Source organism: Chloracidobacterium validum (assembly GCF_018304825.1).
In the GTDB taxonomy this organism is placed as follows: Bacteria; Acidobacteriota; Blastocatellia; order Chloracidobacteriales; family Chloracidobacteriaceae; genus Chloracidobacterium; species Chloracidobacterium validum.
Window position 1 is genome coordinate 1,030,825 of sequence record NZ_CP072648.1, and the last position, 23,535, is coordinate 1,054,359.

17 protein-coding genes and 1 tRNA gene are annotated in these 23,535 nt (G+C 59.0%); 7 read left to right on the plus strand and 11 right to left on the minus strand.

The annotated features are described in order from the left end of the window. Positions 1-4: 4 nt before the first annotated feature. The gene (locus J8C06_RS04325) at positions 5-304 is read right to left on the minus strand and encodes a hypothetical protein (protein ID WP_211429559.1); all 300 of its coding nucleotides are present in this window, start codon (positions 302-304) and stop codon (positions 5-7) included. Positions 305-552: 248 nt separating this feature from the next. Here J8C06_RS04325 and J8C06_RS04330 point away from each other — a divergent pair, with 248 nt between their 5' ends. The 6 genes from J8C06_RS04330 to ftsH all read left to right on the plus strand — a co-directional run bounded on the left by J8C06_RS04330 (position 553) and on the right by ftsH (position 8,627). Next, positions 553-1,614 (plus strand): hypothetical protein, encoded by a 1,062-nt coding sequence (locus J8C06_RS04330; protein WP_211429560.1) that lies wholly within the window; start codon positions 553-555, stop codon positions 1,612-1,614. 82 nt (positions 1,615-1,696) lie between these two features. Further along, positions 1,697-3,289, plus strand: a complete 1,593-nt coding sequence (locus tag J8C06_RS04335; protein WP_211429561.1) for a DUF4388 domain-containing protein — start codon at positions 1,697-1,699, stop codon at positions 3,287-3,289. Positions 3,290-3,379: 90 nt separating this feature from the next. After that, positions 3,380-3,955: an RNA polymerase sigma factor gene (locus J8C06_RS04340; protein WP_211429562.1), complete on the plus strand. Its 576-nt coding sequence runs from the start codon at positions 3,380-3,382 to the stop codon at positions 3,953-3,955. Between the two features lie 131 nt (positions 3,956-4,086). Continuing rightward, positions 4,087-5,466 carry a hypothetical protein gene (locus J8C06_RS04345; protein WP_211429563.1) on the plus strand — a complete coding sequence of 460 codons (1,380 nt, stop codon included), beginning with the start codon at positions 4,087-4,089 and terminating at the stop codon, positions 5,464-5,466. Then, positions 5,456-6,511: a tRNA lysidine(34) synthetase TilS gene (tilS, locus tag J8C06_RS04350; protein ID WP_211429564.1), complete on the plus strand. Its 1,056-nt coding sequence runs from the start codon at positions 5,456-5,458 to the stop codon at positions 6,509-6,511. The genes J8C06_RS04345 and tilS overlap by 11 nt, the downstream gene beginning before the upstream one ends. Before the next feature lie 199 nt (positions 6,512-6,710). Next, a complete protein-coding gene (gene ftsH, locus J8C06_RS04355) occupies positions 6,711-8,627 on the plus strand; it encodes an ATP-dependent zinc metalloprotease FtsH (protein ID WP_246602083.1) in 1,917 nt (638 codons plus the stop codon). A gap of 83 nt (positions 8,628-8,710) precedes the next feature. On the opposite strand, the gene J8C06_RS04360 is transcribed toward ftsH, so the two are convergent. The 4 genes from J8C06_RS04360 to rfbB all read right to left on the minus strand — a co-directional run bounded on the left by J8C06_RS04360 (position 8,711) and on the right by rfbB (position 14,058). Further along, positions 8,711-9,370: a class I SAM-dependent methyltransferase gene (locus J8C06_RS04360; protein WP_211429565.1), complete on the minus strand. Its 660-nt coding sequence runs from the start codon at positions 9,368-9,370 to the stop codon at positions 8,711-8,713. 9 nt (positions 9,371-9,379) lie between these two features. Further along, a complete protein-coding gene (locus J8C06_RS04365; protein ID WP_211429566.1) occupies positions 9,380-11,461 on the minus strand; it encodes a thioredoxin domain-containing protein in 2,082 nt (693 codons plus the stop codon). A gap of 518 nt (positions 11,462-11,979) precedes the next feature. Further along, entirely contained in the window at positions 11,980-12,963 is a 984-nt protein-coding gene (locus tag J8C06_RS15130; protein WP_246602084.1) for a DUF4351 domain-containing protein, read from the minus strand. An 87-nt stretch (positions 12,964-13,050) separates the two neighbouring features. Beyond that, a complete protein-coding gene (gene rfbB, locus J8C06_RS04375) occupies positions 13,051-14,058 on the minus strand; it encodes a dTDP-glucose 4,6-dehydratase (RefSeq protein ID WP_211429567.1) in 1,008 nt (335 codons plus the stop codon). A 273-nt stretch (positions 14,059-14,331) separates the two neighbouring features. Between rfbB and ccsA the strand changes: the two genes are divergently transcribed. Further along, positions 14,332-15,966 carry a cytochrome c biogenesis protein CcsA gene (ccsA, locus tag J8C06_RS15135; RefSeq protein ID WP_246602085.1) on the plus strand — a complete coding sequence of 545 codons (1,635 nt, stop codon included), beginning with the start codon at positions 14,332-14,334 and terminating at the stop codon, positions 15,964-15,966. Here ccsA and J8C06_RS04385 read toward each other — a convergent pair. The 6 genes from J8C06_RS04385 to J8C06_RS04410 all read right to left on the minus strand — a co-directional run bounded on the left by J8C06_RS04385 (position 15,948) and on the right by J8C06_RS04410 (position 23,459). Beyond that, positions 15,948-16,877: a 50S ribosomal protein L11 methyltransferase gene (locus J8C06_RS04385; RefSeq protein ID WP_211429568.1), complete on the minus strand. Its 930-nt coding sequence runs from the start codon at positions 16,875-16,877 to the stop codon at positions 15,948-15,950. The two genes, ccsA and J8C06_RS04385, sit on opposite strands and share 19 nt — an antisense overlap. Positions 16,878-16,934: 57 nt before the next feature. Next, a complete protein-coding gene (era, locus tag J8C06_RS04390; protein WP_211429569.1) occupies positions 16,935-17,879 on the minus strand; it encodes a GTPase Era in 945 nt (314 codons plus the stop codon). Positions 17,880-17,891: 12 nt separating this feature from the next. Then, positions 17,892-18,653, minus strand: a complete 762-nt coding sequence (locus J8C06_RS04395) for a lysophospholipid acyltransferase family protein (RefSeq protein WP_211429570.1) — start codon at positions 18,651-18,653, stop codon at positions 17,892-17,894. A gap of 13 nt (positions 18,654-18,666) precedes the next feature. Then, positions 18,667-19,422, minus strand: a complete 756-nt coding sequence (surE, locus tag J8C06_RS04400) for a 5'/3'-nucleotidase SurE (RefSeq protein WP_211429571.1) — start codon at positions 19,420-19,422, stop codon at positions 18,667-18,669. A 128-nt stretch (positions 19,423-19,550) separates the two neighbouring features. Further along, positions 19,551-19,627 (minus strand) — tRNA-Pro (locus tag J8C06_RS04405). A gap of 232 nt (positions 19,628-19,859) precedes the next feature. Continuing rightward, complete coding sequence (locus tag J8C06_RS04410; RefSeq protein WP_211429572.1) at positions 19,860-23,459, minus strand: two-component regulator propeller domain-containing protein; 3,600 nt, start codon at positions 23,457-23,459, stop codon at positions 19,860-19,862. Positions 23,460-23,535 lie beyond the last annotated feature (76 nt).

A 23,535-nucleotide genomic window follows, 5' to 3' on the forward strand; every position in this document is an offset into this window, starting at 1 on the left:
GATTTTACTCCGTTCCGTCCTGCGTCTGGGGCGAGTCTGTCGTTGAGGGCGATGGATCGGTTTCCAAGTCACGGCTGTCAAGGGCAAAGCTCGCCCGAAACTGTTGGGCCTCGCTGCGACGCGCGGACTCACTTTTGACCAGTGCTGCAAAGTCGTCAATGCTGTAGTCTTCGGCCACGACATAGGCCCGCACGACGAGCGCAACGCCAAAGTTATGCTTCGGGTCGAGTTCGTAGCCAAACCGAGTGCGGGTTGCAAGCTCGTACGTTTCACTTCCGCGCAAACGAATGATTCGGTCGTACATGGCACGGCATGCGATGCGGCAACCCAAACGGTGGTTTTCTACCTCCACATGCACACTGACTTGCTTCCGGGTCTGGGACCGCCGCGTTAACCTGGTGTTTCCCCTGGAAACGTTGCACATCTGGGTTGCTCCAGGATGCGCTACAAGCAAGGTGAACGTCTGTCTCATCGCTGTCAAATGACATTGCCTAGATCATTGCCCAGATACAAGCTTGAAACCAACTAGAGCAATCCATAATGATGATACGTATGCATCCTGTCACATTCATTCAAACGCTAGCACGAGTCTTTCGTTTCCACCTTCTTCGCCCAGTTTTTGTCCTTGGACTCAGTGGGTTATGCGGTTTGGTGAATCCGACCTTTGGACATCGGCCTGGGTCACCAACCGCATCTGGTTTGGTGGTTGGCCCAGGGGCTATCTCAAAGCCGGTTCCAGCATCGGCGCAGCGCGCCCGCGACCTGCGCCCGGTGGATATTGTCGCTGCCTGCGTCGAGGCCTTCTTTCGGGGCGATGACCCGGCCATCCGGGCGTTTTTTACCGAACGCGCCCAAGCGACACTCTCTACGCTGGCAACCAATGATAACGCGGCCTACAACGACATTCGACGGGCGCTGTTGGGCGACCATCCACTGAGCCGGCTGGCTGAGCGTGGCGTCCGGGTGGAGTCCATTACAACCGGCACTGGCGCACGCGAGATGTTGCTTCGCTCAGGAACGCGCATCGTTGGCAACATCGCGTTCCGGGATGTGACAGAGGAAAACCTCGCTTCGGTCGAGCTGCGCGCGTCACTCAACACTGAAGAGGCACAGCCGCTCGTTATCAACGTTATTCTGACCCGCGACCGGAAGCTCAAAACCTGGCGGATTGTGGCGCTTTACGCGGCAACGTTTGGCGGACAGACGGATGATGTATTTGACCTGGATCGCTTGTTCGAGGTCCGCATTGCTGCCAATGAGGCGGCCATCCTCCCCTTGCTTGACCAGTTGCAAGAAGCCCAGGCCCGGTATGCGCTGGGGGTTGGTCAAAACCGCTTCGGAACCCTAGCCGACTTGCGCCGCGCGGGTGAAATCACGGGCCTCACGGATGGTCAGTACCGCGGCTATCGGATTGAAATGCTGGTCAACAATCAGGCCGTTCCCCCAACCTTTCAAATCCATGCCGTGCCAGAGCGTTACCGTGAGACAGGCCGCCGCTCGTTTTTGATGGACGATAGTGGCGTTTTGCGTGGGGCGGATCGCCAAGGCGAACGAGCGCGGCTTTCCGACCCGGTTCTCAAGGGGAAGGACAGTGACTCTGCCGAAACTGACTAACGTGCTGTAGAGCTAACTTGCCTGGGCCGCAGGTCTCCGCGCATGCGTGCCTGCTCCCCTGGCTTTTTCGGAGGAACGCGCCGTGACAAGTCCACTTCTACAAGGTGATCTCGTTCAAGATGGGCTGCCAGATGTGATCCGGCGGATTTACACCCGCCGCCTGAGCGGTGAACTCGTCGTGCGTCAGCAAGCCATCAGCAAGGCGATTTACTTTGAGCTGGGGGCGATTGTGTTTGCGCGGAGCAATGACCGCGCGGATCGCATCGGCGAAAGCATGATGCGCAACGGGCTGCTCTCGCAGGCTGATTTTCTGCGCGCTTCCGAAGCCATGGGCCGTGGAAAAAGATTTGGCCGCGTGCTGGTTGAGTTGGGCATTGTCTCGGAGCGCGACCTGTCAAACGCTGTAACTTTTCAGATTCTGGGTATCATCTACTCGCTGTTTGAATGGACGAGTGGGGAATACCAATTCACGAAACAGGAAAAGCTGGTGCCCGACGATTTGCGGCTTGAACTTTCAACCGCCAACATCGTCTTGGAGGGCGTTCGGCGCATCCGCGATTTTAGCATCATCCAGCGGGGCATGGGCGACCTGAACCGACTGATCGGCCCATCGAGCAATCCGTTGCTGCGGACACAATCACTTTCACTCAAGCCCATCGAGCGCCAGCTTATCGCAGGCATCAACATTCCAATGAATGTCTTGCAGGCGATGATGCTCGTCAACGGTCCGCCCAATGCCACGCTCCAGGCGCTGTATGGACTTATCTCCGCCGGAATTTTGGAGCGCCAAGCGGCCCCGGTGGTCAATCGTGAAACTGGGCAGATGGAAATTCCTGCCGAAGTGGTGGAGCAGGCCGTGAGCGCGCCACCGGTGATCCCCCCAAAGGTGGCGGACGCGGCAGCCAAGCGAACCGGCTCGCTCAAGGCCGTAAACATGCTGCTGGCGATGCAGGCCCGACTTGACACCACCAACGACCCGCATGAGATTCTGGGTGTCTCGCCGCACGCCACCCGCGATGAAATCCGAGATGCTTACTACCGGTTGGCAAAAGATTTTCACCCTGATCGCCATTTGAACGCAACACTAGAGACCCGGCGCCAAGTAGATGCTGTTTTCGCGCGGGTCACGGAGGCCTATGAGGCGATTCGAGATGGTGGTCAAAAGCCAACCGTGCTGTCCCCGATGCCGCTGACGGCGGTGACGCCATCGCCGCGTGGAAGTGCACCGCTGCCACCACCCACCTCGCCTGCGCTCGCCGGGGAGACCACGGCGCAACGTGAAGCTCGCGCCGAGAAGGCTTTTCAAGACGCCCGCGCCAAAATTGCGAATCGTGACTTTGTGGGGGCGGTCACCTTGCTCCGTGAAGCCGTGACCCTCAATCCAGACGCTGCCCGCTACCACCTATTGCTTGGGACGACACTTGCTGCCCACCCAAAAATGCAGCGGGATGCGGAAAACGCCCTGAAAAAGGCTGCGGAACTCGACCAGTTCAACACGGCCCCACTGGTGGCGCTGGGGCAGCTCTATGCCCGGGCCGGCATGAACATTCAGGCTGAAAAAATGTTCAATGAAGCCCTGCGTCTGGACCCAGACTCGAAAGTTGCGCGTAAGGGACTAGAAGCCATCAAATCCACCAAGGGCGGTGGTTTCTTTGACAAGCTGTTCAAAAAGTAAGCGTACCCGGCCGCCCTGCGAGCCGAGTCGTTCGTCATCGAGAACCGCCGGTACTTCAACCCGACATCGCGCATCTGCCGCGAGCTGGCCATGGACACAGACGAGGACCTGCTGCGCGCCTTCCAGCAGGGCGACGAACAAGCGTTTACACAACTCTATCAGCGCCACCGGGCGCCCGTGTATCGTTTTCTGGCGCGGCGGTTATCCTCACCCGCGCGCGCTGAGGAGCTGTGCCAGGATGTCTTTGTCGCGCTGGTCGAGCACGCCGGCAGTTGGCGCGGCGAGGCATCCGTCAAAACGTACCTCTACCGCATTGCTTTCAACCGTTTGGTCAGTGATGCCCGTCGCCGTGAGCACCGCGTTATGGCAGCCTCACCGACGACGCCCGACGATGAGCCGTTGCCAGCCGTTGAGCCGACTGCGGTAGAGCGCCCCGATACTGTGTTTGAGCTCAACGAGCGCGCGCGTCTGGTGCGCGATGCGCTGGTTGAGCTGCCCCCCGACTTTCGGGACACGCTGGTGATGAAAGAGTACGACGGGCTGAGTTGTGAAGAAATTGCTGATATTTTGGGCGTGGCAGTCGGAACGGTCAAATCCCGCCTGTTTCGCGCTAAACTGGAACTCAAGCGTCGTCTGACTGACTTTTTTGCTTCGCCAACCCGCTAACTGCGCCTTGGGCTTGGTGGGAGACGGGTGCTATACAAACTTCAGTCGTTTGAATTATGTTTCAGCCTTGCCACGCTTGGTGTTGGTTGTCTGTCACCCGCACGGTAGCTTTAGCCCACAGGCATTGACCCATGAATGATGTTCAATCCATCACAACTACAGTAGTGGAAGATACGGCTTCATCGGTCATCGCCCCACCGCCACCACTTGCCCCGGAAACCTCGCTGGCGGGTGCAGGGCAACGCTGGCTTTTTGAACTAGACATGCTCGTTCAGAGCCTGGGGCATTTTTTTCGAGTTGAGCTTCATCCACTTCCAGAGTCGAGTTGTCCTGCTCTAAGGCAGCGTGATTTCACCGAAGAGTTGCGCATCATTCGGCAGACCGTGTTGCGGATGAATTATTTGTCCACGGAGGTCATTACTTTCCTTCAGGCTTCTATCGCCAAGGGCGATACCGGGCGACTAACCAAATCGGCCACCCCTGATATGCCGGGGGTGGCTGGTTCGCCATTGGTGGCGGCGCTGTATCAACTGACGGAAGCCCTGTTTGATGTCCGAACCATTATTGACGACCTCATCCGTGCCAAGCCAGTCGGGTGTCATACCTTTACGGCGATCGGGCGATTACTCAATCAATCTATTGAGCAGAGTGGCTTCCAACCGGCGGTTCGCCAGATGATCGTGACGCCAAAGCCGGAAATCAGGTCTGACGCCTTGCACAAGCTCGTCGCCGCATTGCCCGACCCGGCGCTGCGCCAAGACTTACGTTACATCTTTAGTTGTTTTTACCGTTTGCTCCGCTATCTGGACTTTATCCAGGATGACCTGCGCCAGGACCGGCCGCTCAAGAGCACGTTGCCGATTTTTATCCTGGTTCGGGCCGAGGCCGAGGCCCTGATCGAGTTTATCGAAACCCGCCCCATGCGGCTGCCCAACCTCCTCCCAGATGTCACCGATGCTTTTGACGCAACGGTGTATGCGCTCGAAATGGAGCTTCAAAAGATTTACGGGCGGGAACTGGTCGGCTTTGCCGAATTGCATCAAGCGCCACCGATTTACGCCCGGACGGAAAACGCCCATGGCTTGCTCCGCGATTGCTTCCAGCAATCACTCGTCGCGCTGGCAGTCGTCTTTGACCCGGCTTTTGATGGCGCCGCCGCCTTTGACATGTTTCAGACCAAACTCGAACAGTCACTCCACTTGCGCGATGACATCTGGCGGTTGCTTTGCCACTTGCGGCGTTTTGAGTCCAGACCAGACAAAACTGCCGTCGCGCCGTTGATCGAGCGGATCACGCTCTTTCGGGATACATCGCTGCGGTTCCTCATGTACAAGGATTGGGATGAATATGACCGCTTCCTGGACGAAGTCCAGTCAGCGCGCAACCTTGAAGAGCTTCTCAAGACTATCCACCTGCTCTCGACGTTTCTTGAAACCCTGCTTGGGCAAATCAACATGCGCGCGGTACTCGCCAATCACCCGTTTGATTATCCATCCCTCGATGATGCGTGACAGGTCCACCCGGTCGGCGACTGAGCGTTTGGCGCGTCAAAGTGGAAGGCGGCAAGCTGCCGGAAGCCCGCTCAATATCGAATGGCTGCGGCACGTGGTTGGTTTTCCAGAGCGTGGCGTGGTGGTGGCCGTGTCGGGCGGGCTTGACTCGATGACGCTTTTGCATGCGCTGTCCGCTTGGCGAGGGTCGGCCGGGAACTGGCTGCACGTCGCCCATCTCGACCACGGGTTGCGGGGGGCAGCGTCAGCGGCGGATGCTCGGTTGGTGGCTGAAACGGCTGACCAGATGGGCTTGAGCTGGACGGTGGAGCAAGTGGATGTCGCCCGGTTGGTCGCCGTCGAAGGCGGCAATCTGGAAGCCGTTGCCCGGCGAGTGCGCTATGCGTTTCTCCAGCGGACGGCCGAGCGCCTCGGCGCGGCGTTTGTGGCCACCGCGCACACGCAGAACGACCAGGCTGAAACCATTCTGCTCCGACTGGTACGGGGAACTGGCCTGGACGGGTTGACCGCAATTGCTCCAGTGCGTCGGCTGGCGCCTGGGTCGGCGGTACAGGTGATCCGTCCGATGCTGGCAACCCCGCGTCACCGGATTGCAGCCTATGCGCAGCGGCACGGCATAAGGTTTCACAAAGATGCGACGAATGACGACCTCTCACGGGCGCGCAATCGGTTACGCCAGATCGTGATTCCAGAGCTGGCGCGGCTCAATCCACGCTTGGGCGAGTCGCTCGCTAGGCTGGCGGCACAGGCGCGAGAGGATAGTGACTATTTGGCAAGTGTTGCGCAGGGGTGGTTGCAGCGACATGCCCGCCGCGTTGACCGGCGACTGGCGCTGCCGGTCACTGAGTTGGCGGCGCTTCCGCCCGCGATCCGTCGAAGGGTCTTGCATACGGTCGCGCAACAGGATGATTATCCGGCTGTGGCGTTTCGGCACATCAACGCCATCGAGCAAACCCTCCTTGCCGCCGACGCGGTCGGAAAGTGTCTTGATTTGACCGGCGGACGCACGGTACGGCGCGTCGCTGATGCGCTCGTGTTCGCCTAAGCTTATATTGAAGGTAGGTAGGCCACGCCGCCTGCCGCAGGAAAACGCGCGATGACTTTTCTTTGGAAAAGCCATTCGTGTAAACTCACGCTCCCATGCGCGACAGGCGCCCCAACGCCTGTCACAGCTTATTCAACCGAATCTCTCGGTCATCCACACAGAGACAACCGACGACCGAAACGGAAAGGCAGGCGCGACGTTGAATACGGCAGTCCGACAAGTAGTTCTTTGGATCGTCATCATTGCTGGCGGCGTGTTGTTCTGGAGCTTGCTCCATCGCAACGGACCACTCAAGGAAGACAACCCCGATTACGCGACCTTGGTCAAGAAGATTGACGCCAAGGAAATCCAAGAAGCCGTCATCTCGGATACGGAAGTCACAGGCAAGTACGTCAATGGGAAACCCTTTCGTACGGACATCGTGGCTAACGTATCTGGCGACCTGATGAAACGCATGGCGGAAAAAGACATCAAGGTCCAGGGCAAGCCGGCCACCAGTGGTATCTGGCTAACCATCTTGCTCTACTATCTGCCGGTGTTCCTGCTGATTGGATTCGTTTTCCTGATGATGCGTCAGATGCAGGGCAGCGGCAACAAGGCCCTGTCCTTCGGACGCAGTCGGGCGCGTCTGCTCTCGAACCAGGCCAAGCGCATTACCTTCAAGGACGTGGCCGGCGTCGAGGAGTCAAAGGAAGAGCTTCAGGAAATCATCGAGTTTCTCAAAGAACCCCAGAAGTTCCAGAAGCTGGGTGGGCGTATTCCGAAAGGCATTTTGATGATGGGCCCGCCTGGTACGGGCAAGACCCTGTTGGCGCGCGCGGTGGCCGGTGAAGCCAATGTGCCGTTTTTTTCCATTTCGGGGTCTGACTTTGTTGAGATGTTCGTTGGCGTGGGCGCGTCGCGGGTCCGCGATCTGTTTGAACAAGGCAAGAAAAACGCCCCCTGTATCATTTTTATTGACGAAATTGACGCAGTGGGTCGCCATCGTGGGGCCGGTCTGGGCGGCGGCCACGATGAGCGTGAGCAAACGCTCAACCAGTTGCTGGTTGAAATGGATGGCTTTGAGTCGAACGACGGCGTCATCTTGATTGCCTCGACCAACCGGCCGGATGTGCTTGACCCGGCGCTGCTGCGTCCAGGGCGATTTGATCGGCGGGTGGTCGTCAATCGCCCGGATGTCAAGGGGCGCGAGGGAATTTTGGCCGTCCACACGCGCAAGATTCCGCTGGGCGATGACGTGGACATCTCCGTGATTGCGCGTGGTACTCCCGGCTTCACCGGGGCTGACCTGGCCAATCTGGTCAACGAAGCTGCGCTCAATGCGGCCCGCAACAACCAGAAGTTTGTTACCATGCGTGACTTCGAGTGGGCCAAGGACAAGGTCATCATGGGCAGCGAGCGGCGCTCGATGGTGATGTCAAATGAAGAAAAGCGCAACACGGCTTATCACGAAGCCGGACACGCGCTGGTTGGCATCAAAGTGCCGAATGCCGACCCGGTTCACAAGATTACGATTATCCCCCGCGGCATGGCTCTGGGACTCACGCAGCAACTGCCAGAAGCGGACCGCTATTCGCACACCCGTGAGTACATCGAAGGGCAAATTGCCATTTTGATGGGTGGCCGCTTGGCTGAGGAAATCTTTCTCAACCACATCACCACTGGCGCGTCGAATGACATCGAACGGGCCACGGAAATGGCGCGGCGGATGGTGTGCGAGTTTGGCATGTCGCAGTTAGGCCCGCTGACCTTTGGCAAGAAGGAGGAGCAAATCTTCCTGGGACGTGAAATCGCCCAGCATCAAGACTACAGCGAAGACACGGCCATCAAGATTGATCAAGAGGTCAAGCGAATCGTCATGGAGCAATACAATCGGGCGCGGCAAATCATTTTGGATAACAAGGACGCGCTCGTTCGGCTGGCGGAGGCGTTGCTAGAGCGCGAGTCGCTCGATGCCATCCAGGTTCGCCGGTTGGTTGCCGGTCTCCCGCTCGATGACGATGAGCCGACTGGCAGCAGCGATCGCGACGACGCCAAGCCGGATGCGCTGCGCCCGGCGGTCGTCAAACCCTTGATTCCACCGGTTGCCGCCGGTGACAACCCGGCAACGGCATAGCGCCTGGCGCAGTTTGCTGGACCACGCCCTGCGACGTCCGTTTTCGAGGCTCGCAGGGCTTTTTCTTCTTTACCGGCGCGCGCTCAATGCCGAGGCGGCCGTATGAGCGTCCAGTGCCGGTCGCTCGTCTGAGTAACGGTGATGCCGGTCAATCCAGCTTCGCGCGCGGCGGCTTGGATTTCCGCCAGCGTGAGCGCCGCACCGAGCGAGTCCCGGAAAAGTTTCTGCTGGCGCAGGGATTCACCCGCCGCATACTGCGCAACTAGAGCGTCAGCCGCTTCCGGTGTTGCCGGACGAAGCAGGTCACGAATGAAAAGCGCAGCTTCTGGCTTGGCGACGCGCGCAATTTCACGAAGTGCGTGTTCTGGCTGCGGGATGTGGTGGATGATACTGTTCGAAATCACCACGTCAAAACTGGCGTCAGGAAAGGGAAGTGCCTTGGCATCCGTCAAGCGCAGCTCGATTTGTGCCGACAAGCCGGCCAGGGCCACGTTGTGAGCGGCCAGCTTGAGCATTTCGGCTGACAAATCCACGGCGATGATGCGCACTTCCGGCAGCCGCCCGGCAATGAGGATCGGAATTCGCGCCGTGCCAGTGCCCACGTCAAGTAGCCGTCCGGCTTGAATTCCCAGCGCAACGACGCCTTCGGCAAAGGCTGTATTGACTTCGGTAAAGTCCATGGCGTCGTAATCCTGGGCTTCCTCTGGTGTGTCCATCACTTCGGGTTCAAGGATGCGTTCCATGGGGCGTTCCTACGCTTCCGTGAGTTGACTGCGGAGTGCTTCTGGTGATGTCACCGGCGACTGGCAGGTGAAGTTTTGGCAAACATAGGCCGTTGGCTGTCCGTCCTGCATGACACGCTGGGCAGCCAGCGCCACTTCGCGTCCGTGTTCGGCATCATCCGGTGCGACCAAGGCCAGGACGCGATGGGGACGAAACGTTTCTTCAATCACCTGACGCAAAGCCAGCGTCGCCGGCGCGGCTGGCGGGCCAACGATAACGATCTCTTTGGTGCTGGCGAGATAAAAATCAAGTGCCCCAAGGAGTTGTCCAAAACCGGACGGCATCTTGGACAGTGAGCCGGAAAGTGTTCGCAAAATGTTCTCGGCGCGCTCACGATAGCGCCGTTCTCCGGTCAACACAGCCAACCGCAGCATGACCTCTACCGCAACTGAGTTACCAGACGGCGTCGCGTTGTCAAACACATCCTTGACGCGAGTAATCAGTTGCTCATGCCGGTCGCCCGTGAAGAACAACGCCCCGCCCTGGGGATCATCAAACTGCGCCAGCAGGGCGTCGGTCAGTTCACGCGCGGCGCGGAAATACGTGACGCAACCGGTGGCCTCATACAGCGCCAGCAGCCCTTCGGCATAACAGGCATAGTCTTCCTGGTAGCCTGGAAACTTGTTTTGCCCATCCTTGTGCGAGCGATAGAGGATGCCATCCCGGCGCATCGTTCCCAGGACAAAAGCGGCATTGCGTTCGGCCACGGCGCGGTAGTCGTCGCGTCCAAGGACGGCCGCAGCGCGGGCAAACGCATACAGCATCAGGCCGTTCCAAGCCGCCAGGCGTTTGTCATCACGCCCCGGCTTGACCCGCCGCTCACGCGCCTCAAACAAGATGGCTTTGGCGCGAGCAAGCACGGCTTCAAGGGCTTCCGGTGGGAGGTTCTTGAGACGGGCGAGCGCTTCAATGGATAACGGCGTACTGAGAACCGTCCTGCCCGTTCCCTCGAAGTTGCCTTCATCCGTGACATCAAAGTAGCGGCAGACCAGCGCCGCATCTTCTTTGCCAAGCAATGTGCTGATTTCGGCTGGTGTCCAGACAAAAAACTTGCCTTCTTCGCCTTCGCTGTCGGCATCCTGGGTAGCGTAAAAGCCACCGTCTGGAGCCGTCATTTCACGGATGACGTAATCGAGCGTTTCTTCGACCACTTGGCGGTAGCGTGGCTTGCCGGTTGCTTGCCAGGCTTCGAGATAGGTGCGCGCCAGCAAGGCGTTGTCATAGAGCATTTTTTCAAAGTGCGGCACGAGCCAGTGGTCATCGGTTGAATAGCGATGGAAGCCGCCCCCCAAGTGATCATAGATGCCGCCGCTCGCCATCTTGTCGAGCGAGAGTTCAACCATTTCAATCGCGTGAAGTTCGCCGGTGGTGCGCCAGTACCGCAGCAGGAACGACAACGCCATCGAGTTGGGGAATTTGGGCGCGCCACCAAAGCCACCGTGCACATGATCAAATCGCGTCGCCAGCCGCCGGTAAGCATCGTTGAGCAGTTGGGGTGAGAGGTCGCCCGCGCCGCCGAGCGGCTCGTGCATGCGGCGCAACTCCGCTGTAATGTCGGCAATGCTCTGCGTGACCTCCTCCCGGCGTTGGCGGTAGGCGTCGGCTACCGAGCGCAGGATACGCGGAAAGCCCGGCATCCTCCCCCGGTCTTCAGGAGGAAAATACGTGCCGCCGTAGAATGGCTCGCCACTCGGCGTCAGAAACATCGTTAGTGGCCAGCCGCCGCGTCCGGTCATGATCTGAACAGCGTTCATGTAAATGGTATCCAAGTCGGGGCGTTCTTCCCGGTCCACTTTGATGTTGATGAACAGCTCGTTCATGAGCGCGGCGATTTCTGGATTTTCAAAACACTCGTGCTCCATGACGTGGCACCAGTGGCAGGCTGAATAGCCAATACTGAGCAAGATTGGTTTGTCTTCGGCCCGGGCCCGCGACAGCGCCTCTTCACCCCACGGATACCAATCCACCGGGTTGTGGGCATGCTGGAGCAGGTAGGGGCTCGTTTCACTGATGAGCCGGTTGACGAACTGAGGACTAGGTTGAGCCGACATGACGCAAGATTCCTTTATAAGCATTTGGTCAATATAACCAAACTAAGCTTTACCCATGGTCAACGTCCACTGGCTGTGTCGGAACGGACGCTTGCTGCGTGCCGTCCCTCAGCTTTGGCATCTGCGCTATGTTGGTTTGAAAAATGACAGGACTGTGAGCGCCGGTCTGAACCATCAGACCGGACCAGTCATCACACGGTTAGCAGATGTCACTTGCCACCAAAGCCAGCAAGTGGTGAAGTGGTGCGCCGGTTGTCTTACCCGCGTACCCAGATGGGTGGGACAACCCAGATGCCAGTGAATCACCGTTCTGAATCACCGTTCGGCCGCAGGAATAAGCAAGTTAGGTGGACGTACCCGAAACAACGCACGCTGCGCCAGAAAGTCAGTAGCGTGACGTCCGTCAGGTTCTACGGCCGTGATGGACACGGGGCGATCATGGGCTTGATCGATCAGGTAGGTAGTCAAGTGGGCGTGGTTACGAAGCGGTTTATCACGATAGGAAGGGCGCAGGCGCGTTATTCGATGCGATCCAGCCAAGCGGCAAGGTCAGGGGCAGCCGACATGTCAAGCAAGTCTTCGGCGAGGCACTCAAGGACTTTGCGCGGCAGCGCTCGGACGCGCGCGGCAAGCGCGTCTGGCAGTGCTCCAAACTTATGGCGTAGTTGGCGGACAATCATTTCCCGCTCATGTTCAAGCCCCTGTTCAAGCCCCTGTTCAAGCCCCCGTTCAAGCCCCTGTTCAAGCCCCTGTTCAAGCCCTTGCTCAAGCCCCTGTTCAAGCCCTTGTTTCAGCCCCTCGGCTTTTCCCTCTTGCAGAATCAGTTGATAAATGCTCGACTCCCGAAGTTGTTCCAGCGGTATCATGAATGACCTCTCCAAGAGCGCGATGAGTGTTTCGACATCATAGCGCAAGCCGCCCAAAACCAAAAAATGCAGCTCGAGTTCCCGCCGGCGTGCGTCGTCGGGCACGGCAGCAATACGCTCTGCCGCAGCCGTCAGCGCATCGCGTCCGCCTGCCATAAGCGGAATGAAGGGCAACAGCGCGGGGCGGTCGGCATTCAGAACGTCCGCTGCCGTCAGCTCCCACAGCTTGACGACCTCGTAGCCGAAAGTGATGCGCAGTCGTCCCAACTCGACCGTGACTTCGGTCGGCGTGGAGGCTGGGGCGCCGCGCCTGGTGAGCAACAGCAAAAACGCGCGCACTGGAATGTCGTAGCTGATGCGGAGGCGGACGGCATAATCGAGCAGGCGAATGGGAATGTCCGGCGCATAGCGGGTCTGGGCCTCGATATGGGCGATCCAGCGTTCGCCCTGGTCGGCAATCAAGTACAGTTCGTCAGGGATGACGGCGGAGGAGATGAGTTCCTTCGGCAGCCGGGTGATGGTCGCGGTGGCGTCGTGGGGGAGCGCGCCGAGCAAGATGAGCAGGGCGTGTGGGTCGCTTTCGGCGAGATACTTGAAGGCTTGGTCGTAAAGCTTGAGGTTGCCGGGTTCGGTCATGGACAAGATTCTCGCGTGGTGGAGTCCCTAACGGCGGGATGCCGACCAACGGCGCTTCAGAGCGTTCGGCAAATGCGACTCACGTGGCTAAAGTGCGCCGTACATCTGCGCATAATACGTCCGATACTCACCGCTGCGCGCCCGTGCCACCCACACTGGGTTGTTTTGGTACCAAGCAATCGTTTGCGCCAACCCTTCCCGAAAAGCAACCTGTGGACGCCATCCCAGTTCACGCTCGATTTTTGAACAATCCACGGCATACCGCCGGTCGTGCCCCAGACGGTCAGTCACTTCCGTCAGCAGGGAGGTCGGCTTGCCCAGAAGTTCAAGCAACATCGTCAGGACGGTTCGATTCGGCAGCGGTGACCGTCCGCCAATGTGGTAAGTCGCGCCCGGCTGACCCTTTTCCAGAACCAGCCGCAGGGCCGCGCAGTTGTCATCAACGTGAATCCAGTCCCGCACCTGCTGACCATCGCCGTAAACCGGAATCGGGCGATCCGCGAGCGCGTTGGTCAGCGCCAGTGGAATGAGCTTTTCAGGAAACTGATAGGGGCCATAGTTGTTGCTCGTCCGGGTGATGAGGGCGTTGAGTCCGAAGGTGTGGGCAGCGGCGCGCACGAGGTGTTCGGCGGCGGCCTTGCTGGCCGCGTAGGGACTACTCGGCGCTAACGGCCCATCTTCAGCAAAGAACTGATCTTCGGGCACGCTCCCCCCAACTTCGTCGGTTGAGATGTGTAAAAAGCGCTTCACGCCTTTTTCACGGGCAACATCCAGCAGCGTCTGAGTGCCTAAGACGTTGGTCAGAATGAACTCGCGCGCGCTCAGAATGCTCCGGTCAACATGCGACTCCGCCGCAAAGTGAACGATGGCATCACAGCCGTCCGGGATCGCCGCCCGCAGTGCCGCCGCGTCGCAGATGTCGCCGCGCACAAACTGATAGGTAGCTTGGTCGGCAACCTCCGCCAAGTTGTCCAGGTTGCCAGCGTAGGTCAGCTTGTCAAAGTTGATAACGGTGTCGTTCGGGTAGCGCTTCACCCACGACCGAATAAATGCCGAACCAATAAACCCGGCCCCGCCGGTAATGAACATCGCCATGCGCGTTATGTCCTCACTACTCAAGTCGCATTGCTCTGGGCCTATAACACGCGCCTCGGCCAGCGCAAGGTCGCCGTCGGAAACCCCAGCCGTGGTCACCTGTCAGTCCGCGCGGATGAGGCCTCTCGGAAGCACGCCCTCATGGGTTGCCGCCGAATGGCACGCTTCAGTATAGTTTCACACGTTCTTGACCGAGCCAGGCCGCCACCCTAGGCGGTAGGCATCCCCCTAAAAAGTGGCTCGCTTCAGGTTTTCACCCATCGAGGATTCGCCATGTCAACCGACGCACTCAAACTAGACACTTCCATGCCTTCCTCTGCCGCGCCCTCTTCACCGGAGGCTCAATCGGCCTGGCCGCGAAGTTTGCTTTTCATCGTTCCCATTGCGGTGGCAACCGGGTTGGTGTTGGCGCGGGCTTCGGGCGTGGCCCCAACGGTTCTCAAGGAAGGCAATCTTACCGTGTTGGCGTTGTTGTCTTATCTGGGAGCAACGGCTGCCTTTGTGATGTGGATGATGGGGCGTGAGTCGCTGCTTCAGCGCATTGGCATCGGAACGATGGCCTTCGGCTATGTGATGAACCTTGCCGCCTGGGGCATCCGGTGGATTGAGTACGTCGAGTTCGAGAAAACCAAGCCCACGATGCAAGCCATCTGGCACACGTTGCCGTTGATGGAGAAAATCTCGCACACCTATCCGCTCAACAATCTCTACGACATCGGGCTGGCCTTCACCGGTTTTGCCGTCCTCGCCAGCCTCATCATCACCACGCGCGACAAGTACCGCTTTATCGGTGCGATGACAATGCCGCTGGCGGCGTTGACGCTGACCCTGGTGGTTTTTCTGGGGAGTGAAGTCACCACGCTCCAACCCATTTTGCGGAGCTACTGGCGTCCGATTCACGTCAGCATCGCTGCCATCAGCTATGGCGTGTGCCTCGTAAGCTTCGGTATCGCGCTGCTCTACCTGCTGCGCGATGGCGTTCGGATTGAAAGCATGGCCCTGTGTGTGGCGATATTCGGTCTGGTGCTCTATGCCACGATTGGCGACTTCAAAGTACTGACGACCGGAAGCTACGGGCTGGGCGTTCGCTGGATGGGGAGCGGGCTAAACTTGGCAGGTGGTGGCTCACTGCGCGCAACGCTGCCCGGCGTTGGGGCGCTCATGGCACTCGGCTGGCTAACCTATGCCGCCGCCGCCGTTGCGCTGACCGTGTACTTTTTCCGCAACGACAGTCTAGCCCAGCAGTGGGGCAATCGTCTGATTGGGGCGGCGCTCATCGTACAGGTACTGGTCTTCGGCGCGATTTTCTATCAGATGAAGTCTCCGATGGACATCAACGGAGCGATCAACGCCAATCAGCACCAAGCGTTTGGCGCGTGGCTGGCCAAGCGTTCTGACATTGACCCGACCACGCTGGCGCCGCAGCAGTTACAGGCTGAAGGCGCGCGCTGGCTGAATCAAAATGCCAGCGGCTTGGAAATCAGCTTCAACTCGAATCCGGTTGAACTGGCCGGAATTTTGACCCTCATTGCCTGTACGGCTTTTGTGGCACTGTTTGCCTGGCGCGGCAAGCGCATGCTCGAAAAACTGCCGAACCTCGATGCCCTGGATGACTTGACCTACAAAACGGTTTCGGTTGCGTTCCCATTGCTCCTGATGATGCTTGTGACCGGAGCCGTCTGGGCCAATGAGTCGTGGGGAACCTACTGGAGCTGGGATCCAAAGGAAACCTGGGCGCTCGTGACTTGGTTGGCCTATGCCGGCTATCTCCACACCCGCATCGTCCATGGTTGGAAAGGGCGCACTTCGGCGTATTTTGCCGTGCTGGGCTTTATTTTCGTGCTGTTCACTTACTTGGGCGTGAGCTTCCTTCTGCCAGGGCTACATTCCTACGCCGGGGTGGATTGATGGTGGTCCGTCCCTGGCGCCGGCGGTATGGGCCGCCGCTGCGCCAGGGCAGCCCACCATTCACCATCCGTTTGTGTGGTCAACACCTCCATCCCGGCGGCCCTAAGTGCCGCGCCGACGGCAAAGTGCCGGTCGGTGAGCACCCCGGCGACAATGAGCCGACCACCAGGGCACAGAACCCGTGCAAACTCCGTTGCCAAGTCCGTGACAACTTCCGCTGTCAGGTTGGCCAGTAGGATGTCAACGTCACTGTCTGGGTAGGCCGTAACGCTCCCCACCAGAAAGTGGATGCGCCCATCCACGCCGTTGCGCCGGGCATTGTCGGTTGCAATGGCAATGGCGTCCGAGTCGGTATCACAGGCGTAGCACCGGGCTTGGGGAAACAGTTTAGCCGCCGCCATCGCCAAAATGCCCGTTCCGGTGCCGACATCCAGGATAACCTTGGGTGAGGTGGGCAGGGACTCAAGCAGTTCGAGGCATGCGCGAGTCGTCGGGTGGGTTCCGGTTCCGAACGCCATACCCGGCTCGATCTCGATGAAGATACGCTCGGTTGAGTCCGATCGCGCTTGGGCTTCGGCCTGTCGCCAGGGCGGCACGATGAGCCAGTGTCGCCCAATCGGCTGGGCTTGCCAATCGGCTTTCCACTTGGCGAGCCAGTCTTCATGCGGATGTTGCTCGATGGTCAGGTTCAGTGATTGCGCGGTTGAATAATCGAAGGCGGACAGGGTGCGTTCTAGCACCGCCTGGATGGTCGCCCGCGCCGGAGCGACCGGAAAGTAAGCGCGCAGGGTTGTCACGGCGTCGGTTTCGGCAAGCGTCTCGATACCTTGTGCGCCCAACTGCCAGAAGGCTTCACTCACGGCGTCGGCCGTATTGCGCGGGATGGTGACTTGCGCCGTGTGGAAATGCATACTTTTGTCTGATAACGTTTTTACCAGTAAGTCGAAGCAGTCAGCCTCGTGACCAGCCTAGTGAATCCCCAATTCATCCAGTCGGCGCTCGTCGTTGCGCCAGTGAGGCTCGACCTTGACAAAAATTTCGAGAAACACCTTGCGCTCAAGCATGGCCTCAATCTCAGCACGGGCAGCCGTGGCCATGTCGCGCAGGCGTAAGCCGCCCCGGCCCAGCACAATGGCGCGCTGTGATTGCCGTTCGACAAGGATCACACAGGCCAAATTCAGTCCGCCATCGTCGCGCTCTTCCCATTTTTCAACGGCGACAGCAACGACAAAGGGCAGTTCGTCGGAGAGTCGCCGGAGAAGCTGCTCCCGGAGAAATTCGGCAACCAGCGTCCGCTCGGTTTGGTCGGTGAGGTCATCTTCGGCAAACGGGGGGGGCGCAAGTGGTAAGTGATTCAGCAGGCAGTGCAGCAGGGTGTCCGTTCCTTCTCCTGTGAGTGCCGAAATAGGTACGTAGTCTAGGAAGTCCAGTTCATTGCGGTAGAAGTCAATGAGCTTGAGAAGCTGGCCCTTGTCGCCAAGGCGGTCAGTTTTGTTGAGCGCCAGAAGCGCCGGCCGTCCAGACTGCCGGACCAAATCGAGCACGAACCGGTCGCCGTTTCCGGTCGAGACCGACGCATCACGCAAAAGCACCACGACATCTACCGTCGCCAGCGCATCCAGCACAGACTGCATCATCCGCTTGTTGAGTCGGTAGCCGGGCTTGTGAACGCCTGGGGTATCCACAAAGACAACTTGGCCTTCCGGGCGCGTCACAATGCCCAGAATGCGCGTACGTGTCGTCTGTGGTTTGTTTGAGACGGCGGCAATCTTTTCACCCACCAAGTAGTTGATCAGCGTGGATTTGCCGGCGTTGGGGCGTCCGACAATGGCGACAAAGCCGCTACGGACGGCGTTGGGAGGCTGGGCTTCAGTCGAAGATGTTTCAGTGAATGATTCGGACGGATGCTCCATCGGGATTTAGCCTTACTGTCCTGAATCCTGGGCAGGGCGGACAGCAACACCAGAAATGAGTGTTTCAGCGGAGGTTTTCAACTCCTCGAACATCACGCACACCCGCTGCCAGCAAGCTGTGGCGAACTGCTCTTTCGTGGGGAAGTCGGCCGGAAGTAGTGGTTGGCCGTACTTGATCCAGACGCGCGTCGTGAGCTGTTCGAGAATTTTTTCCGAGCCAAAGATGGCGATAGGCACTACCCCGATGTTTTCCTGCCAGGCTGTCCAGATCAGCCCCCAGTGCGGTTCAGGCTTGGGTTCACCCGTTTTGCTCCGGGTGCCTTCGGGGAAGAGGTAAATCGAGCTGACCTCGCGCATGCGCTGCACGGCAGCCCGCTGGACACGCTTGCGGTCTTCTGGGTCCTTGCGGTCGAAGAGGAGGTTCCCGCCGACATTGCCGGCAAAGGCGATGATTGGGACGCTCAACACTTCCTTCTTGCCAATGAACGGATAGGGACTCAACGAGAGCAACAGCGGCGTGTCGGCCAGGCTCAAGTGATTGCTGATGAACAAATGGTTTTTCATCAGCGCCCCACGGGTGTGCTGATGCCCGTCAGCCGTGAGGCGCACCCCAAAGACCCACCCTAGCAAGTATGAGAAAAATTGAAACGGATAGGTCATGATGCGCGTCCGCAGGGGCTGACGGAATGGAAGCGCAATCCAGGCCGGAACGAGCAGAATCAGCGCCGCCAGGAGAAGGGTTATCGCCAGCCGCAGCCCCGTGATGATTTTCATGTCAAACGCTCCTTCAGATATCTTCAGCTTCCCAGTGTTTGAGTTGTGCCAGAGCGTTGCGGTCGGTCAGGTCGTTACGCAGGGGCGTGATGGCGACCAGTCCTTCGGCAATGGCGGTGTAATCCACATCGGGAGCTTCGTCCCGTCCGTCGGCCTCGGTTCCAATCCAGTAGTAGGGCCGTCCGCGGGGGTCGAAGCGTTCTTCGATGTTCGTGCACAGCAGCTTCGTTCCCGTGCGTGTGAAACGGTAGCCGCGAATTGGGCCAGGTGGGATGTTGACGTTGAGCAGCGTATGCCTGGGGAGTCCTGAGGCCAGCACCTTGCGCGTCAGGCGCCCGGCAAAGGCGGCCGCGTGGGTGTAGTCAAACTCCGCGCGTGACACAAGGGAAAAGGCCAGACTCGGAATGCCGTTGACCGCGCCTTCGAGCGCACCGGCCACCGTTCCCGAATAGGTCACGCTGTCGCCGAGGTTCGCGCCGCGATTGATGCCGGAAACCACAAGGTCGGGACGGGGCTTGTCTTTCAACATCCAGTGCAGCGCCAGCACGATGCAGTCGGTTGGCGTCCCCTCGACAGCGTACCAACCATTCCGCTCGCGCTGGTGACGAATCCGCAGCGGACGGCCCAGCGTGACCGAGCGCGAACAACCGCTATGTTCGCTGGCCGGGGCGACGACCATCACGTCACCCAAGGATTGAAGCTGTTCGACCAGCGCGCGCAGTCCAGATGCATAAATACTATCGTCGTTGGTTACGAGAATAAGCGGCATAATGTGTGAATAGCGCAAGTTGGCGACTCACGCCAAGTGGGTTCGGTGGTTCAGGAAAGTTGCGTCAATCTTCCGGCAAAGAAAAGGCGAGGCAGCCGCAACCGCCTCGCCTACGGGTCGTCAAATCGTGGTCGGGATGACTGGATTTGAACCAGCGACCTCACGCACCCCAAGCGTGCGCGCTACCAGGCTGCGCCACATCCCGTTGTACCTGCCACCGTCAGTGGCGGAACGCGATTCAACCACAACCAGGGCCGGTTGTCACGTTCCATAAGCAACCCCAACGTCCAACGGGGCAACCTCGTCCCAGCGCAGGATGGTTGCGGTCGTCTCTCAGCCAAGTCGGGGCTGCCGAATTCATCCTCGGTCAACTGCCTGCCACCGGTCGAACTGACTATTCAGTTGAACGGACTTTCTAGATGCGTGGCCGCCCTTGGTCACGTTCTGTTATTGTCTCTACGGCTGGACTGTGTTTTCGGCGAATGGCTGTAGTCGGTCAGTGACCTTTCCAGCAAGATCGTCGCTTGTGATTCAGGGAGAATGGTTGCCTCCTCTTCTTGACCAAGGCGCTGCTCGCCACCCAGGGTTAGCCGTCCAGTCGTGGATACGACGCCGCGATAAGCCGGCAACCCGGCCGCAGCCGCTAGTCGATCACCAAGGTCGCGTGCCGTTGGGCGCTCGTCCGGTGATTTAGCCAAGGCTTGAAACACAATCTCGGCAATCTTCGCCGGTACGTTTTTGAGTGGCGGCGGCGGTTGTTTGAGGTGACCAATAATCACACCCAGCATGCCGGTGCTTGTGGGAAGAAACGGCACTCGACCAGCGAGCATTTCATACAAAACGACACCGGCGCTGTACACATCCGAGCGCCCATCGTAGGCGCGTTCATCGAGGCGCTCAGGGGCTATGTAGATCGGTGTCCCCACCACGCCACCCGTTTCAGTCATCGCGGCCAAGGGGTCATTCGTCTCTATCTCAAGGAGTTTGGCAATGCCAAAGTCCACCACCTTGACGACTTCACCCTCCGGCGATTGGTGGAGGAAGATATTGTCCGGCTTGACATCGCGGTGAATGACACCGGCCTCATGCGCCGTCGCCAGTGCATCAAGCACCGGCAGCATGATGGATAAACTTCGCTCCACTGAAAGCGCACCACAAAGCCTCAGTTCCGTGGCGAGCGAGACACCCTGGAGTAGCTCCATAACCAAGTAGGCAATCCCATCCGATGAAACACCGGAATCAATCACGCCAATGGCGTTTGGATGATTGATGCGGCAAGCTGAAATCCCTTCGCGCCGGAAGCGTTCGACGCTGGTGGTTGTCGCGTTTTTGCCGCTTGGGCGAAAAATTTTGATAGCAACCGGTCGTCGCAGGGCAAGCTGTTCGGCGCGATAAACCACGCCAAATCCGCCGCCACCAATTTTCTCACCCAGTCGGTATTTGCCATCAATCACTGTCCCCGGCAGAACATCCGTCAACGCCGTAAAGATGGCGTCGGCCCGGCGGTGAAGTTCAAGCAAGGCATCGTTTTTGCGGGCGAGTTCTTGATTTTTGACACTGGCTTCCTGCTGTGCCACCTGGACATCCGCAAGGGCCCGTTCCAGTGCGGTGTTTTTCTCGTTGAGCTGGGCCGTGCGAACCACGACTTGCCGCTCGAGTTGGGCTGCTCGGTGCTGAAGGGTTATGGTCCGCCAGCGAAGTCCGCCCCAGAGAAGCAGTCCCAGGCTGAGGACAACCAGTCCACGCGCCCAGATGGTCTGGTAAAAAAATGGTTTGACGGTGATGGTGATGGTCGCCGCCGTGTCGTTCCACACGCCATCGTTGTTGCAAGCCGTGACCTGAAAGCGATAGTCGCCCGGTGGAAGATTCGTGTAGTAAGCCGTCCGCCGCGTGCCTGCCTCAACCCAAGTTTTGTCAAAGCCCTCGAGCTGGAAGCGGAAGCGCACCCGCTGGGGTGCCAGAAAGCTCAAGCCGGTGTAGTGGATCTCAAACTTCTCGACGCCCGGCTCTATCACCAAGCGCGGTTGCGTCAGCGACTTGGCTGGTTCACCGACCGCAAAGGTTTGTTGCTCGGTCACGACCTCTTCAATGACAACCGGCGGCGCATGGGGGTTGAACGGCAGCCGCTCCGGTGCGACCAATGCCACGCCGCCAACGGTAGCAAACGCCAGCCGTCCGTCACGCTGGCGAATGGCGCAGGGCTGGGACGTTCCGTTGCATTGATTCGCTCCCATCCCATCACCAAGGTCAAAGTTGGTACAGTGAACGCGAGCTTGCGCCCCAGTCATGAAGGCCTCGCGGACGCGGCGCTCCAGGCGAAAGATGCCGCGGTTGCAACTCATCCAGAAGTCGCCGGCGGCGTCGGGCACGATGGCAAAAACGGTGTCGTCAAACAAACCATCCTTGTGGGTAAGCGTATTGAACTTACCGTCTCGGTACCAGGCCAGTCCGCTACCGGTGCCGATCCAGAGCGTGCCATCCGTTTCCTCGTGGATGGCAAAAATCAAATTGCTTGGCAGGCCTTCCTTGACCGTGAACCGGGTCACGGTGTCCCCCTGAACCCGCATCAGTCCACGCCCGTTTGTGCCAACCCACATGGCGTCGTCGCGTGTTTGGATGATGACGCGAATGTTGCCCCCGGTGATATTTTCATTCTGGGCGTCAATCACGCGAATGACCTTTCCATCGCGCAGCACGTTGATGCCGCCGCCGACCGTCCCGACCCACAGCGAGCCGTCGCGGGCGGCGCAGAGCGCAAACACATTGTCATTGGTGAGTCCCTGAGCCGTGGTGATGCTTGTCCAGTGTCCGTTGGCGAAACTGGCTACGCCACCTTGGTTGAGTCCAAACCAGATGCGCCCTTGCGCATCTTCGGCCGCCGCCCGGATGCCGAGCGTTTTTAGTCCATCTTCCAGCCCGTAGTGTTTCCACCGTCCCGCTGCGAGGCAGTCCAGCCCGGACTCATCCAAGCCAACCCAGAGCCGTTTTTGTGAGTCCTCAAAGACAATGCGTACGTTGGCATCCGTCAAGCCCTGATAAGTGCCCAAGTTGACAATCTTGGACTCACGCAACCGATTGAGGCCGCCATTCGTGCCAAGCCAATAGCTCCCTTCGTGGTCGCGGCAAATCGCGCGAACGAACCGATGCGACAGTCCGTTCTGGTATGTTCGCCAGTCCCACTGGCCTTGGCTCAAGCGCCCTAAGCCACCGCTTTCTGTCCCGACCCAAAGCGTGCCGTCAGCATCTTCATAAATGGCGTGAACGGCATCGTCCGGGAATGCCGTCTTCCGGGCATACTGGGCCAGGACTCGCCCCTGGGCGTCGAGGTGGAGCAAGCCCTGCTGGTTTGTGCCAGCCCAGACCGTTCCATCCCGAGCAACATGAAGCGCAAACACAATATCATTTGGCTTACCGCCATTGAGTGAGTAATTATGAAATCCGCCATCCCGGAGAATCGAAAGGCCGCGTCCGTAGGTTGAAATCCAGAGGTCGCCACTGGGTCCTAGCGCCAGTTGCTGAAGGCTATTGAGAGGGAGTCCATCCTTGACGGTGAAGGTTTTCCACTGGCCATCGCGCCAGCAAGTCAGCCCACGACTGGTTGCAAACCAGAGCGCGCCATCTGGTGTTTGTGCGATGTCAAGGACAAAATCACTGGCCAGTCCCTGCTCGGTCGTCCAGCTTTCAAAACTACCCTGCCGGTAGCGCACCACGCCACCGCCAAAGGTGCCAATCCATAACGTGCCATCACGGTCCTCAAAGATGGCGCGGATGTTGTGATTGTGGAAGGCTGGCGTGTTTCGCCGGTCGAAGGTCACAAAGCGAACACCATCAAATCGGACCAAGCCCTCATACGTGCCAATCCACAAGTAACCGTGGTGATCCTGGGCGACGGCCAGGACGGCGGCCTGGGGTAGTTCGTCGCGCCAGGCGTCAAGCGTGTAATCGCGTAACGGCCTGACTTCCGCCGCGAGGACGAATGCCGACCACAGGCACAGCCAAACAGCAATCCGGCAAATACTGGCAAACAAGCGTGACACGTAAAGGAAGACCGCTTCTGTAAAGCACTTCGACGGTGAGGCGCTTCAACGTCTCAGTCAAAGATTAGGGATCGCG